Raw genomic sequence first — 14422 nt, 5'->3', positions numbered from 1 at the left:
CCAAGAATGATCGCGCTCTGACAACGTTGTCCGAAGGAGTATCCCCATGCACCGGATCCCACGGCCGCGCCTGCGCGGCCCGGCGGCCGCACTCGCCGCCGCCGCGCTCCTGGGCGGTGTCCTCACCACCGGGGCCACGGCTCAGGCCGCGCCCCGGACCGACGGCCGGCTGACCGACCTGGTCAACCCGTTCATCGGCACCCAGAACGAGGGCAACACCTACCCCGGCGCCTCCGTGCCGTTCGGCATGGTGCAGCTCTCCCCGGACACCGGCCACAACACCGGGTACGACTACGGCGAGAACCACATCCGCGGCTTCTCCTCGGTCCATCTCTCCGGCGTCGGCTGCGGGTTGGGCGGCGACCTGCCGACCCTGCCCACCACCGGTGACGTCACCGAGACCGACTACGCGAAGTACGCGGCCGAGTTCAGCCACGACGACGAGAAGGCGAGCCCCGGCTACTACAAGGTCGGACTCAAGACCGGGATCGACGCCGAACTGACCGCGACACAGCGCACCGGCGTGCAGCGCTACACCTTCCCGGCCACCGACAAGGCCAACGTCCTGCTCAACGCGGGCCAGTCGCTGCACAGGACGCTGTCGTCCGAGGTCGAGATCCTGGACAACCGCACGGTACGGACCGCGATCACGGGCAGTGGCTTCTGCCAGGACACCAAGCCGTACACGGTCTACACCGTCACCCACTTCGACCGGCCGTTCACCACGTCCGGCACCTGGAACGGTGACACCGTCACCGAGGGTACGAAGAAGTCCTCGGCCACCGACGCCCGCAACGGAGCCTGGCTGCGGTTCGACACCACCAAGGACCGCACCGTCGAGGCCACCACGGCCCTGAGCTACGTCGACGCCAAGGGCGCCGCGCTCAACCTCCGCGCCGAGGGCGGCCACAGCTTCGACCGCGTCGAGCGCGCCGCACAGCGCAGCTGGGAGGAGCGCCTCGAAGGCGTGAAGGCGCAGGGCGGCAGCGACGAACTGCGCCGCACGTTCTACTCCTCGCTCTACCGGTCCTTCCTCGCGCCCAACGTCGGCAGCGACGTCGACGGCCGCTACACCGGCTGGGACCAGAAGACCCACCGCGCCGTCGACGCGCATGGGACGTTCACCTACTACCAGAACTGGTCGCTCTGGGACACCTATCGCACCCAGGCCCAGCTCCTCGCGCTGCTCGCACCGCGCGAGTCGCGCGACATGGCGATATCCGTCCTGCGGATCGACGCCGAGAGCGGCTGGCTGCCCAAGTGGGGCTACGGCACGGTCGAGACGAACATCATGACCGGTGACCCGGTCACCCCCTTCCTCACCAACGCCTATCAGCAGGGACTGCTGAAGGGGTACGAGGACGAGGCGTACCGCGCGCTGAAGAAGAACGCCGACGGGGTGCCGGCCACCGACTCCGCGCCGGTGGGCCGCGAAGCCAACGTCGAGTACCTGAAGGACGGCTACGCCCCGTACATCAAGGACCGTCCGCACGCCAAGCCCGGCGACTCCGACTACGACCACGGCGCCTCCGCCACCCTGGAGTACGCCCTGTCCGACGGCATGCTCGCCGAGATGGCCCGCGACCTCGGCCACGACGCCGACGCCGCCCGCTACGACGCGCGCGCCCAGAACTACCGGAAGATCTTCGACGCCTCGACCGGCTTCTTCCGTGCCCGTGACGCCTCCGGCGCCTTCACCGGACCGGCCGACCCCGCGCAGAGCGAGGGGTTCCACGAGGGCACGTCCTGGCAGTACCAGTGGATGGTCCCGCAGGACATCCCCGGCATGGTCGACCTGATCGGCGGCAAGGACGCCGCCAACCAGCGGCTCGACTCCTTCTTCGCGTACGACAAGCTCCTCGCCGACCCGGCGAAGACCGCGCGCGAGGTGTGGGTCAACGGACCGTACGCGTACTACAACGCCGACAAGTACAACCCGCAGAACGAGCCCGACCTCATCGCCCCGTACACCTACCTGTCCACCGGTCAGCCGTGGAAGACGACCGATGTGGTCCACGCCGCCCTGACGCTCTTCACCAACGGTCCGACCGGTATGACGGGCAACGACGACCTGGGCACCATGTCCGCCTGGATGGTGCTCTCCTCGATCGGTGTCTTCCCGGTCCAGCCGGGCACCGACACCTGGGGTCTGTCCACACCGGCCTTCGAGCGCGTCGACATCAAGCTCGACCGCCGGTACTACCCGCGCGGATCGCTCACGGTGAGCGCTCCCGGCGCCTCGGACACCGACCGCTACGTCCAGTCGGCGCGGCTCGACGGTGCGCAGCAGTCGCGCACCTACCTCACGACCGACGACATCCGCTCGGCCCGCTCGCTCACCTTCACGGTGGGCAGCGAGCCGTCGGCGTGGGGCACCTCGCCCGAGGACGCCCCGCCCGCGCTGGGCTGACCGGCGACCCGGTACGGCCCATGCGAGCGCCCTTCCCCCCGTCCGACGGAGGGAAGGGCGCTCGGCGTCGTGCGTTCAGCCGGACAGCGGCGGGTCGATCGCCTCGGGGACGGTCGGGAAGACCGGAAGCACGCTGTCGAGGCCCAGCATCCCGATGAGCCGCTCCATGAAGGGGGAGGGTGCGGCGAGCCTCAGCCGGGGTCCCAGCAGGACCTGGCCCTGGAGGAGTACGTTCACCGTCGTGGAGTCCGCGAAACTCACGTCCGAGAGGTCGACGACCACCGGTCCTTCCCCGTCCGGGGCCGCACGCTCCAGCGCGGCGCCGAGCGGGGCGACGTTGTCGATGTCGAGGTCGCCGGTCACGGCGAGCACCAGCGCTCCCCGGTCCTGGCGTGGGACGATTCTCATGGCTCTGCCGGCGCTGGGGGATGGAAGCACGGTCACCTCGTGATGCACTGGGTGGTGGGGGAGCGGGTCGGTGTGATGGACGGCCCGGTGCGAGTCCGTCCCTGCTCGTAGCGGGTGCAGGCCAACGATAGAAGTAATAGTTGCCATTTGACAACATTCTTCGTGGGGCAACAATCTGTACCCCCAACGATCAACGGAAGCACCCTCGCGGAGGAGTGCTCCAGCAACGCGGAAGCAGGGGCTGGATGAAGCTAGGCGCTGTCCGCGATGTCCTCGCGGAGCCGGTCGGCCGGACTCCGTCCGGCGGTGAGCCGCTGGGACGCGGCCGAGCGGAAGGCGGCGAGCCCTTCGGCGAGCGCCGCCACATCCGCGGGCTGCATCCGCTCCAGCACGGCGGCGAGTTCCCGCGTGCGGATCGCCCGGTACTCCTCCAGCAGGGCGCGGCCGCGACCGGTCAGCCGCAGCTCGACCTCCCGGCGGCTGACCGGACTCGGATCCCGCTGGACCAGGCCCATGGCCTCCATCCGGTCGCAGAGCCGGCTCACCGACGGAGCGCGCGAGCCCAGCGCCTCACCGAGCGAGCGGAGGTTGCTGCCCTCCTGCTTCTCGATCACCAGCAGGGCACGCAGCTGCGAGGGAGAGACCGTGCCGGGAGGCGCCGCCTCCTGACCGCGGCCCCACAGCACCTCCAGCAGCTCGGCTGCGGCACAGACGTCCCAGGACACCCGCTCAAGGTGGTGGGGGGGTCCGTGGCGGTGGGGCATCCGTCCACTCTGTCACCCGGAACCTCCTTCTGTCAGCCCGGCCCCGTCCCTGTCACCCGACGAAGAATGAGCGGAAGACCGTGAACGCCCGTACCGAAATCGAGAGAGCCGTACGCGCCGCCGCACCGCACGCCCTGGTGGAGGCGGTGCGGGACGTCCTCTCCACCGCGTTCGACGCCCGGTCCGTGCAGCTGCTGCTGGCGGACTACGGAATGACCGTGCTCAAGCCGGTCGGCCCCGTACCGGGGCACACGCACACGCTGTCGATGCACAACAGCCCACAGGGCCGTGCCTTCGGCAGCCAGCGCCCGCACGAGGAGCCGGCCGCCAACGGCGACGGGAGCGACCACCACTTCCCCGTGACGGTACGGGGCGAGCGCCTCGGCATCCTCAGCGTCCGACTCCCGGCCGGACGCTCCACCCCGCAGACCATGGACGAGCTGGCGCACGTCGCCGACCTGCTCGGCCACGAGATCATCGTCGCCGAGCGGGACACCGACCACTACCAGCGGGCCCGCCGCGTCACCCGGCTCACCCTCGCCGCCGAGATGCAGTGGCAACTGCTCCCCGCCCGAGCGTTCACCGCCGCCGAGTACGCCATCGGCGCGCAGCTGGAACCGGCCTACGCCATCCACGGCGACAACTTCGACTGGGCCGCCGACGCCGACCAGCTGACCGTCTCCGTGACCAACGGAATGGGGGAGGGCATACAGGCCTCCCTGCTCACCAACCTCGCGGTGAACGCACTGCGCAACGCCAGACGGGCCGGGATCGGCATCGCGGACCAGGCGGCACTGGCCGACCAGGCGCTCTACGACCAGCACCGCGGGGGCGCCCATGTGTCGACCCTGCTGCTGCGCTTCGACCTCGCCACGGGAACGCTCGGTGTGGTGGACGCGGGCTCCCCGCAGCTGTGGCGGCTGCGCGGCAGAACGGTCGCACGCGTCGAGCTGGACGCTCAGCTGCCGCTCGGCATGTTCGAGGAGTCGCAGTACGTGGTCCAGAACGTTCAGGTGCTTCCCGGTGACCGGCTTCTGCTCGTCAGCGACGGGGTGTACGACACCGTGTCACCTCTCGGCGAGGCGTACCTGGAGCGGGGCCTGGCCAGGGTGATCCTCGGGACGCGGCTGCTGCCCGCGGCCTCGGTGCCGGGAGCCGTCCTGCGGGAACTGGCGGACTACCGCGACAGCGACCTGCTCGACGACGCGCTGGTCGTCTGCGTCGACTGGTTCGGCAGAGACGAGGGCGACGGCTGATCCCGCGGCCCGGGCGCCACCGGGGCGGATCAGCCGGTCAGCATGAACTCGGCCCGGATGCGCTTGCCGACCGGCACCCGCTCGGCCGTCAGGCGGTCGCACAGGGCCACGACGATCTCCATGCCGTGGCCGCCCAGCCGGCTCGGGTCGGGGGAGTAGAAGACGGGGAGCGCGCTGCTGCTGTCGTACACCGTGACGCTGATGCGCTCGGCGGTGCCCTCCAGTTCCAGCAGGTAGGGACCGTGGCTGTAGCGGTCGGCGTTGGTGACCAGCTCGCTCACCGCCAGCATCAGATCGTTGCGGGTGTGCGTGCCGAGCACGGCCGTCCACTCGGAGACGAGCCGCGCGAGGAACCGGTCGGCCAGGGCGCGCGCCTGGGAGATGCACCCCGGTTCGCCGTCGAAGACCTCGGCGCAGTGGAGTGCCTCCGTGGGCGGACAGCTCCTCGGGGAGTCGTCCGGCCGGGAGATGGCCTGTTCTTTCATGTGCTCCAGCCAGGGCGCAGCGGGGAGGCCGTGACCTCTCTTCCAGCTGTTCGTGTACCCGCGTCGGGAGATCCCACTCCCGAGCAATGTCAGCAGATGTTACGCGCGTCCGGGAAGCCGCACCACGGTCACGAAGAACTCGTCGATCTGGCGGACCGCCGCGATGAACTGGTCGAGGTCGACCGGCTTCGTGACATAGGCGTTGGCGTGCAGTTTGTAGCTGCGCAGGATGTCCTCCTCGGCGGAGGACGTCGTCAGCACGACCACGGGAATGAGCGAGAGCTCAGGGTCCTGCTTGATCTGCTCCAGTACCTGGCGCCCGTCGTACTTGGGCAGGTTCAGGTCGAGCAGGATCAGGTCGGGGCGTGGCGCGTCGCCGTACGCGCCGCGGCGGTAGAGGAAGTCGAGCGCCTCCTGTCCGTCGCGGACCACATGGAGGGTGTTGCGGATCTTGTTGTCCTCGAACGCCTCGCGCGTCATGAGTTCGTCGCCGGGGTCGTCCTCGACGAGAAGGACCTCGATGGGCTGTACGGGGTTGGTCACGTGGTGTCTCCGGAGATCTCGGCGGGGTCGGCCGCCTCCCCGGCCGCGGCCGGGGAAGCGTCGGCGTCGGCGGGCAGGCAGAAGTGGATGCGGGTGCCCGGGCGGGGTTCGGGATCCAGCCAGATCCGGCCGCCGTGGAACTCGATGATCTTGCGGCAGAGGGCGAGCCCGATCCCCGTGCCGTCGTACTCGTCGCGGGCGTGCAGACGCTGGAAGATGACGAAGACCTTCTCGGCGAACTCGGGGGCGATTCCGATGCCGTTGTCCGTCACGGTGAAGTGCCAGGTGTCCTCCTCGCGGACACAGCCGATCGTGATCACGCAGGGCTCGTCGGGACGGCGGAACTTCACCGCGTTGCCGATCAGGTTCTGCCAGATCATCGCCAGCGTCGTCGCGTCGCCGTTCACCCCGGGAAGCGGGTCCTCACGCACGATCGTGGTTTCCGACTCCTCGATGACCAGTGCCAGATTGGCGAGGCCCCGGTTCAGCGAGTCCTCGAGGTCGACGACGTTCCAGCTGTCGTGGACCCGCCCCACCCGGGAGAAGGTGAGCAGGTCGTTGATGAGCACCTGCATGCGCTTGGCGCCGTCGACCGCGAAGTCGATGTACTGCTTGCCTCGCGCGTCGAGCTCGGTCCCGTACCGCTTGTCCAGCAGCTGGCAGAACGACGCCACCTTCCGTAGCGGCTCCTGGAGGTCGTGCGAGGCGACGTAGGCGAACTGCTCCAGCTCCGAGTTGGAGCGGCGGAGCTCCTCCGTCTGCTGTGCCAGCAGGTCTTCGCGTTCCTGGGAGGCGTCGAGCTCCTCGACCAGCCGGCAGCGCATGTCCTCGACGGCGGCGGCCACCGCCCGTACGTCGGAGGGCCCGCGGACCTCGATCCGCCGGCGGAAGGTGCCCGCCCGCACCTGACGGGAGGCCTCGGCCAGGGCGCCGAGCGGCCGTCCCACCACGCGGTGCAGCAGCAGGCTGAGGGCGGTCACGCACAGGACGAAGCAGGCCACCAGGGCGATCAGCGTCCTGTCGCGCGTGGCGCGCGCGTCGTTGAGCTGGGTACGCGCGTGGTCCCGGGCGGTGTCGAGATGGGCCTGTTGCGTGGTGTAGAGCCGCCGCAGTGTGTCGAAGGCAGCCTTGCTCCCGGCGGTCCTGGCGGACGACCGCCCCTCCGGGCCGTCGCGCCGGACGGAGGCGATCAGCGGTTCGGCATGCTCCTTGCGCCACTGCGCCGAGGCCGCGGCGATCCGGTCCAGATCGCGGTCGTACGGATCACCGGCACCCATGGCGTCACGGACCCGCGCCAGGCGCCGCTGCTCGTCGCGCTTGCCGCTCGCGTACGGCTGCAGGAAGGAGGGGTCGCCGGTGAGGGCGTAGCCGCGGACCCCGGTCTCCTGGTCGAGCAGCGCGTTCTGCAACTGGAAGGAGGCAGAGCGGGCCGGCTGGATACGGTCGACGAGTTCGGTGGTCCGGTCGGATATTCGGGCCAGGACGAGTCCGCCGACCACCAGGCAGCCGCACACGACCAGGACGAAGCAGCCCAGGATCAGATGGACCCAGTTCTGGACCGACAGCCGCGCCAGCCGTCCCGGCCGCAGCGGGGTGTCGTCCGGTGAGTCACTGCTCATGAGGTGTCCTTTTCCAGGCGAGATGCAGCACCGCGACGTCGTCGGCGAGGCCGCCGTAGGGAGCCGCGCCCTCGGCGGCGCCGGCGACCAGCGCGTCGACGAACGGCCGGGCCGGCAGCGCGGACCGGTCCCGGGCCATGTCCAGCAGGCCTTCCTCGCCCAGCCGGGTGTCCTGTCCGGTGCGGCCCTCGAACAGACCGTCGGTGAAGAGTACGAGACCGGCGCCGGGCGCCAGCGCGTGCTCGGTCGAGACCCACTGGCCGTGGCCGGGCAGCAGGCCGAGCGCGATACCGCCCTCGGGCTCCACCCACTCGATGTCCGTCCCGTCGCGCAGCAGGAGCCCCGGGTGTCCCGCCCTGACGATGACGACGTGGTCCCCGCCGGGGGGAAGGACGAGCGAGGTGACGGTCGCGAAGACATGGGGGTCGGAACGCTCCGCGACGAGGATCTCCTCGAGCAGCGCGAGCTGTTCCAGTTGGTCGGTGCCGCACAGGACCGCGGTCCGCCAGGCCACCCGCAGGCAGACCCCGAGCGCGGCCTCCGCGGCGCCATGTCCGGACACATCGCCGATCACGGCGTGGACGGTGCCGTCGGGTCTCTGGACCACGTCGTAGAAGTCGCCGCTGAGCAGTCCGTGGGCGCGGCCCGGCTCGTAACGGGCGACGGCCTCGAAACTGTCGTCGTGCAACAGCGGGACGGGCAGCAGCCCTCGTTCGAGGCGCGCGTTCTCCTGGGCCATCAGCTGTGTGGCGCGCAGGGCGGCCGCGGCCCGCTCGACCTGCTTGCGCTGGAGTGCGTAGCGGACCGCGCGCGACAGGGCCTGCGGGTCGATCCGTCCCTTGACGAGATAGTCCTGCGCACCGGCCGCCACCGCGTCGAGCCCCGCCTCGGCCTCCGCCAGGCCGGTCAGCACCACGATGGCGGCGTCCGGGGTGGTCTCCAGGATCCGGTTCACGGCACTCAGCCCATGTACATCCGGGAGGTGCAGGTCAAGCAGGACACAGACGGGGGTCCGATGACGGCGCAGGAAGGTCAGCGCCTCGGTCAGGGTCTTGCACCAGGTGAGCGCGGAGTCGAGCTCGCCGTCGGCGAGCATCTCCTCGACGAGCAGGGCGTCGCCTGCGTCGTCCTCGACCAGGAGGATGGCGGCGTTGAGGTCCCAGACGGAGGGCCGTTCGGCCGGTCCCGGGCCGGCCTGTACCGGAAACGCCGCCGCGACCGGGTGGCGGGAGTGGGAGCTGGTGCGCATCTCAGCCACGGTTCACCCTCTCGTTGCGCCCGAGCGGGCTGCCGGTCGTCGCCCCGCAGCATATGTGAACGACGCCCGCCGCTGTGCGGTCGGGCGTCGTCCGGCTGCCGAGTGGGGTTCGCGCCCCGGTGGTTCAGCTCGGGGGGATGTCGCCGGTGAGCTTCTCCAGCCTGAGCAGATCGTGCGGGGTGATGCCGGCGAGCCCGGACACCGCGTCGATGTCAGCGCCCGCGCGGACTGCGAGCACCGCTTCGAGTTCGACGTCCGCGCGGGAGGCATCGGCCGCCGTCTCGGCGTCCCGAAGCCGGTGTACGGCCAGTTCCAGTGGGGAGAGATCCATGGGACGGCATGCTCTCACGCGCCGGGTTCACGCCTCGACGGACATTCCTGCCCGCAACTGCTTGACGATGCGCGCGAGCAGCCGGGAGACGTGCATCTGGGACACCCCGAGCTCGGCACCGATCTGGGACTGCGTCATCTCCTGGCCGAAGCGCATCTGCACGATCCTGCGCTCCCGGTCGTCGAGCTGTTCCAGGAGCGGCGCCAGCGTGTGGAGGTTCTCGACGGTCTCCATCCCGGGGTCGTCCTCGCCGATCACGTCGGCGCACGACCGCTGGTCGCTGCCGGAGTCGGTTTCCGCCGAGGGCGTGTCCAGGGACCCCGCCGAGTAGCCGTTGGCCGCGACGAGCCCTTCGATGATCTCTTCCTCGGGCAGGTCGAGGAAGGCGGACAGCTCCTTGACCGTCGGGTCGCGGTCCAGCTTCGCGGAGAGCTGCTCCTTCGCCTTGGCGAGGTCCACCCGCAGCTCCTGGAGCCGTCGCGGCACGTGGACCGCCCAGGTCGTGTCCCGGAAGAAGCGCTTGATCTCCCCGACGATATAGGGGACGGCGAACGTGGCGAACTCGACGTCGCGCGAGAGGTCGAACCGGTCGATGGCCTTGATCAGGCCGATGGTGCCCACCTGGATGATGTCCTCGGTGTCGTCACCGCCGCGGTTGCGGAACCGTGAGGCGGCGTAGCGCACCAGCGAGAGATTCATCTCGATGAGGGTGTTGCGCGCGTACTGGTACTCGTGGGTCCCCTCTTCGAGGACCTGGAGACGGTCGAGGAACACCTTCGACAGAGCACGCGCGTCCTTCGGGGCCACCTTGCCGGTGTCCTCGATCCACGGCAGTTCCGTAGCTCCCGCGCCGTCCCGTCCGGACAGCCTGTCAGCAGGGCTGCCAAGGATGGTGCCGGTCTGCTCCGTCGTGCTCGTCGTCATGTCGCCCCTCCGTGTTGCCAAGTGCGTCGGAGGGCGTGTGCCCCGCAACGGCGAGGTCATGCCAACCAGGTGCGATTCTTTTTCCTCGGTCGTGGCCGCGCTGGGCCGGGCGCCGGTGAACCCGCCCGTGGTACTCGAATGGAGCAGCGCCCGGAGCATGGCAAACTTGACGAGGGCGTTCGGCCCGCAGTGCGGCGGCTTTGCGCAGAAGCCCGCGGCCGGATCTCAGCCCGTGGATGTCAGTCCTCGTGAGCCCGGCTCGGTGGCGCGCCACGGCCCGCCGAGAGAATCCGGCGGCACAAGCAACAGAGGAACGGCAATGACGGTGACAGAGGACAGCCCGGAGATCGCGCCCGGGATCGAGGAGTTCGGTCCCGGTATCGACCCGGAGCGGCTGGCCGTCTGCCTGGGTGTGCTCGACGAGCTCGACTCGATCGAGGTCGACCACCCGGACGCCATCGCGGTGCGCCGTGCCACCGCCGGTGTCTACCGCACCGTGAAGCAGCGCCGCCGCCAGGAGCGCCGCGCCGCGAAGACCGCACACGACAAGGCCGTGACCGAGGCGACCGCGACCGGTTCGGCCGAGCGCATCGACGACGAGACCCAGGGCGTACTGCCCTCGTCCTCCGCCGCCTCCGAGATCGCGGGTGTCCTTCAGCGGCCGAGGTCCTGCTACATCTGCAAGACGCGGTACGTCGAGGTCGACGCCTTCTACCACCAGCTCTGCCAGGACTGCGCCCGCGAGAACCGCGCCCGGCGCGACGCGCGCACCGACCTCACCGGCCGCCGCGCCCTGCTCACCGGCGGGCGCGCCAAGATCGGCATGTACATCGCACTGCGGCTGCTCCGCGACGGTGCGCACACCACGATCACCACCCGCTTCCCCAATGACGCGATCCGCCGCTTCAAGGCGATGCCGGACAGCGACGACTGGATCCACCGCCTGAAGATCGTCGGCATCGACCTGCGCGACCCGGCCCAGGTCGTCGCGCTCGCCGACTCGGTGGCCGCCGAGGGCCCGCTGGACATCCTGATCAACAACGCGGCGCAGACGGTCCGCCGCTCCCCGCAGGCGTACAGCGAACTGCTCGGTGCCGAGTCCGCCCCGCTGCCCGCGGGCGAGCTGCCGGCCGCCGAGGTGATCGGCACCTTCGGCAGTGGCACCGTCGACCGCGTAGCCGCGCTGCCCGCCGCCCGCAAGGAGGGGCTGAGCGCGCAGGACGTCACCGGGCTCGCCCTGGTCACCGGGTCGGCGTCGCCGGCGCGCATCGCCGCGGGCACCGCGATCGACGCGGGCGGGCTCGTCCCGGACCTGCACCACACCAACAGCTGGATCCAGACAGTCGACGAGGTCGAACCGATCGAGCTGCTGGAAGTCCAGCTCTGCAACTCCACCGCGCCGTTCATCCTGATCAGCAGGCTCCGCCCGGCGATGGCCGCGACCGCCGCCAAGCACTCCTACGTGGTCAACGTCTCCGCGATGGAAGGCGTGTTCGGCCGCGGCTACAAGGGTGCGGGCCACCCGCACACCAACATGGCGAAGGCCGCGCTGAACATGCTGACCCGCACCAGCGCCCAGGAGATGTTCGAGAAGGACGGCATCCTCATGACCGCCGTCGACACCGGGTGGATCACCGACGAGCGCCCGCACCCCGACAAGATGCGCCTCGCCGAGGAGGGCTTCCACGCCCCGCTCGACCTGGTCGACGGCGCCGCGCGCGTCTACGACCCGATCGTCCGCGGCGAGGCCGGCGAGGCGATGTACGGCTGCTTCCTCAAGGACTACGCGCCCGCCAACTGGTAGCACTCCGCAGCGCGGGCGCTGCGTTCGGTCGCTGACCCGGCCCGGGAAGTCCTCCGGGCCGGGTCTTTTCGCTGCATCGTGGCTGAAAGTGACCCAGGGCACACGTTCCATCGAGCATGGTCGCGCTCATTTGGTTACTCTGAGGGGAACGGGCGCCACCAAGGGATCCACAAAGGTTCCTCGGCCGTCCTGGGACAGGCTCGTCAACCGGGCCGCCGTCCCGCCCCGTACCCGGCGCCACCGCGACCGAATAGATCCTGCCCTGCCCCGCACCATGGGCGGTCGACCACCGGCTGATGACGCCGGAACGTCGCACGCGCCGGGGGCTACGCGACACAAAGGAGTGCGCGGTGACGACACCAGAACTGACGAAGCACGACCAGCGGCCGGCCGAACGATACGGAGAGCGGGCCCGCAGGCCCGAGAAGCTCCGGAACATCGAGGTCTGGGCCAGGTCCGCACCGATCCGGCTGGCCGGCTACGAGGACGACCTCGCCGAGCCGCACATCCTGCCCGGCGTCGACTGAGTGCTTCCCACCCGAGCTCCGGTCCGTACCCCGAACAGGGGCGGGGCCGGAGCTCGGTCGTGCCGTGGCGCGCCCGACGGTCAGAAGACCGCGTTCGCCACAGCGGCCCCGGCGAAGGAGAGTCCCACGCCCGCGCAGACGGTGAGGAGCAGGTATCCCGCCGCCAGGCCCACCCGGCGGGCGGACGTCAGGGTGAGCAGCTCGTAGGAGAACGTCGACCACGTCGACAGGGCTCCGCAGAAGCCCGTGGCGAGGAGCAGGTTCAGCCGGGTTCCCAGCTCGCCGTCGGTCGCCGCCTCCGCGACGAAGCCCAGGATCAGGGCGGCACCGGCGTTGGCCGCGAAGGTGCCCCACGGGAAAGCGGTGTGGAGGCGGAACTTCGCGTCCACACCGAGCAGATAGCGCAGCGGTGCGCCCACCAGCCCGCCGGCGAGTACGAGCAGCCAGTCGGTCATCGGGCGTCGCTCCCCGTGGGGTAGGAGCGCCCGAAGGCGGCATGGGTGGCGAACGCGCCCGCGGTCACCGCGGCCAGCGCGGCCACCACGGTCAGCAGCAGGCAGCCGACCGCGTAGCCCGGCTGATGGTTCTCGAACAACTCCCGCACGTTGTCCGTGTAGTGCGAGAACGAGGTGAACCCACCCAGCACACCGGTACCCAGCAGCGGACTGATCAGCCGGGGCGCATCGGGGAAGCGCAGCTTCAGGGTGACCATCAGGACACCCATCAAGAAGCACCCCACCGTGTTGACCAGAAGGATCGTCCACGGGAAGGCCGAGGTGCCGGTCGGCCAGAGGCGCTCGGCGCCGTACCGGGCGGCGGCTCCCGCCGCTCCGCCGACCGCGACGGCCGCCACGACCGACAGCTGCACCCCGGGGTGATGGTCGGGGTGGCTGTGGCGGTGCAACTCCATCTTGATCGACATCCCGTGAACCTACGGACCTTGCGCCCGTCGGCCGGCCGGAGCGCGCGGGCGGCGCCGGCACGCGTACCTGACTGGGCCAATCCGGCGGACACACAGCGCGACACCCTGGTGACCCTGTGTCTTGATTGGGGAGATTCGGTTCTTCCTGTCCGCGGGACGGAAGAACCCCCCGCCGCCGAGTCGCTGGAGCCAGCCTTGTCCCTCGCCGAGCCGGAAATCGTCCGGCGGCTGGAGAAACGTCAGCCGTCCGCGTACGTCCTTGCCTCCCTGCGGGGTGTCGGACAGGTGGACCTCCAGCCCGGTCTGCTGACCGGCGCCGCGATCCTCATCGCGCTGTGGGTCTCGGGCTGGGAGACCGGCCTCTTCGCCACCCTCGGCACGCTGATCGCCAACGCGACCGCCTACGCCCTCGCTGTCGACCGGTCGGGCATCGCGCTCGGACTCCAGGGATACGCAGGCTGCCTCACGGGCATCGCCCTCGTCTCCTCGCTGGGCAACCATCCGGCCACCTACGTCCTGACCGTCGTCGGCGCCATCATGTGCACGATTCTGATGGCCGCGCTGGGCACCTTCCTCACCCCCTTCGGGCTCACGCCCCTGACCGCGCCGTTCTGCCTGGTCTCCGGGGTGATGGTGCTGGGAGCCCCCTCGTTCGAGCGGGTCTGGCACGGCGCCCCGGCCGCCGTGTCCAGCACGACCAGCGGTGACACCGGACTGTCGTGGAACGATCTCTGGCACGCGTTCTTCAACAACGTCTCGCAGATCTTCCTGGTCGAGAGCTGGTACGTCGGGCTGATCATGCTGGTCGGGCTTGCCCTGGCCGGCCTGCGCGTCGTTCTCTACGCGGCGGCAGGAAGCGTGATGGGGATCATCGCCGCCTGGGCGCTGGGCGCACCCACGGCGCTGATCGCCGGCGGCATCTACGGATACAACGCGGTACTCGTGGCCATCGCCATCGGCGCCGTGTTCATGGCCAACAACGTCTGGACGGGGGTCTACGCCCTGTTCGGCGCGGCGGCGACCACCGGCCTCACCGCGTCGCTGACGTCCTTCTTCAAATCGTTCGGCGGCCACACCTTCACCTGGCCGTTCATCCTCACCACCTGGGTGTTGATGGCGGCCGTACCCCTGCTGCCGCGCCTGCGCCGGAGCGAGTGACCGCTCCCGGCCG

At 70.2% G+C, this 14422-nt stretch carries 15 protein-coding genes; 5 read left to right on the top strand and 10 right to left on the bottom strand.

Annotated elements, in window-relative coordinates:
• Positions 1–46 precede the first annotated feature (46 nt).
• On the top strand, positions 47–2410 hold the full coding sequence (locus tag OG959_RS01400; protein WP_326656123.1) for a GH92 family glycosyl hydrolase: 2364 nt from the start codon (positions 47–49) through the stop codon (positions 2408–2410).
• Positions 2411–2485: 75 nt separating this feature from the next.
• Here the strand turns inward: OG959_RS01400 and OG959_RS01395 are convergent, their stop codons facing one another.
• Both OG959_RS01395 and OG959_RS01390 read right to left on the bottom strand, forming a co-directional pair.
• Positions 2486–2818: an STAS domain-containing protein gene (locus OG959_RS01395; protein ID WP_326656122.1), complete on the bottom strand. Its 333-nt coding sequence runs from the start codon at positions 2816–2818 to the stop codon at positions 2486–2488.
• Positions 2819–3069: 251 nt separating this feature from the next.
• A complete protein-coding gene (locus OG959_RS01390; protein WP_326656121.1) occupies positions 3070–3582 on the bottom strand; it encodes a MarR family winged helix-turn-helix transcriptional regulator in 513 nt (170 codons plus the stop codon).
• A gap of 80 nt (positions 3583–3662) precedes the next feature.
• On the opposite strand from OG959_RS01390, the gene OG959_RS01385 reads away from it, so the two are divergent.
• Positions 3663–4838: a PP2C family protein-serine/threonine phosphatase gene (locus OG959_RS01385; protein ID WP_326656120.1), complete on the top strand. Its 1176-nt coding sequence runs from the start codon at positions 3663–3665 to the stop codon at positions 4836–4838.
• A 29-nt stretch (positions 4839–4867) separates the two neighbouring features.
• On the opposite strand, the gene OG959_RS01380 is transcribed toward OG959_RS01385, so the two are convergent.
• The 6 genes from OG959_RS01380 to OG959_RS01355 all read right to left on the bottom strand — a co-directional run bounded on the left by OG959_RS01380 (position 4868) and on the right by OG959_RS01355 (position 9998).
• Positions 4868–5323, bottom strand: coding sequence for an ATP-binding protein (locus tag OG959_RS01380; RefSeq protein WP_326656119.1), 456 nt, complete (start codon positions 5321–5323; stop codon positions 4868–4870).
• A 99-nt stretch (positions 5324–5422) separates the two neighbouring features.
• Positions 5423–5866 (bottom strand): response regulator, encoded by a 444-nt coding sequence (locus OG959_RS01375; RefSeq protein ID WP_326656118.1) that lies wholly within the window; start codon positions 5864–5866, stop codon positions 5423–5425.
• Positions 5863–7485, bottom strand: a complete 1623-nt coding sequence (locus tag OG959_RS01370) for a sensor histidine kinase (protein WP_326656117.1) — start codon at positions 7483–7485, stop codon at positions 5863–5865. Before OG959_RS01370 ends, OG959_RS01375 begins: the two co-directional genes overlap by 4 nt.
• A complete protein-coding gene (locus OG959_RS01365) occupies positions 7475–8734 on the bottom strand; it encodes a PP2C family protein-serine/threonine phosphatase (protein WP_326656116.1) in 1260 nt (419 codons plus the stop codon). The genes OG959_RS01370 and OG959_RS01365 overlap by 11 nt, the downstream gene beginning before the upstream one ends.
• Before the next feature lie 133 nt (positions 8735–8867).
• Positions 8868–9074 (bottom strand): hypothetical protein, encoded by a 207-nt coding sequence (locus OG959_RS01360; RefSeq protein ID WP_326656115.1) that lies wholly within the window; start codon positions 9072–9074, stop codon positions 8868–8870.
• Between the two features lie 27 nt (positions 9075–9101).
• A complete protein-coding gene (locus OG959_RS01355; RefSeq protein ID WP_326656114.1) occupies positions 9102–9998 on the bottom strand; it encodes an RNA polymerase sigma factor SigF in 897 nt (298 codons plus the stop codon).
• A 319-nt stretch (positions 9999–10317) separates the two neighbouring features.
• Between OG959_RS01355 and OG959_RS01350 the strand changes: the two genes are divergently transcribed.
• Positions 10318–11802: an SDR family NAD(P)-dependent oxidoreductase gene (locus tag OG959_RS01350; RefSeq protein WP_326656113.1), complete on the top strand. Its 1485-nt coding sequence runs from the start codon at positions 10318–10320 to the stop codon at positions 11800–11802.
• A gap of 350 nt (positions 11803–12152) precedes the next feature.
• Positions 12153–12329, top strand: coding sequence for a hypothetical protein (locus OG959_RS01345; protein WP_326656112.1), 177 nt, complete (start codon positions 12153–12155; stop codon positions 12327–12329).
• An 80-nt stretch (positions 12330–12409) separates the two neighbouring features.
• On the opposite strand, the gene OG959_RS01340 is transcribed toward OG959_RS01345, so the two are convergent.
• On the bottom strand, positions 12410–12784 hold the full coding sequence (locus tag OG959_RS01340; protein WP_148017162.1) for a fluoride efflux transporter FluC: 375 nt from the start codon (positions 12782–12784) through the stop codon (positions 12410–12412).
• On the bottom strand, positions 12781–13251 hold the full coding sequence (locus tag OG959_RS01335) for a fluoride efflux transporter FluC (protein WP_326656111.1): 471 nt from the start codon (positions 13249–13251) through the stop codon (positions 12781–12783). Before OG959_RS01335 ends, OG959_RS01340 begins: the two co-directional genes overlap by 4 nt.
• A 195-nt stretch (positions 13252–13446) precedes the next feature.
• Here OG959_RS01335 and OG959_RS01330 point away from each other — a divergent pair, with 195 nt between their 5' ends.
• Positions 13447–14409: an urea transporter gene (locus OG959_RS01330; RefSeq protein WP_326656110.1), complete on the top strand. Its 963-nt coding sequence runs from the start codon at positions 13447–13449 to the stop codon at positions 14407–14409.
• Positions 14410–14422: the final 13 nt, after the last annotated feature.

The organism is Streptomyces sp. NBC_00385 (genome assembly GCF_035917155.1).
In the GTDB taxonomy this organism is placed as follows: Bacteria; Actinomycetota; Actinomycetes; order Streptomycetales; family Streptomycetaceae; genus Streptomyces; species Streptomyces poriferorum.
This window is presented reverse-complemented; position numbering and strand designations above follow the sequence as displayed.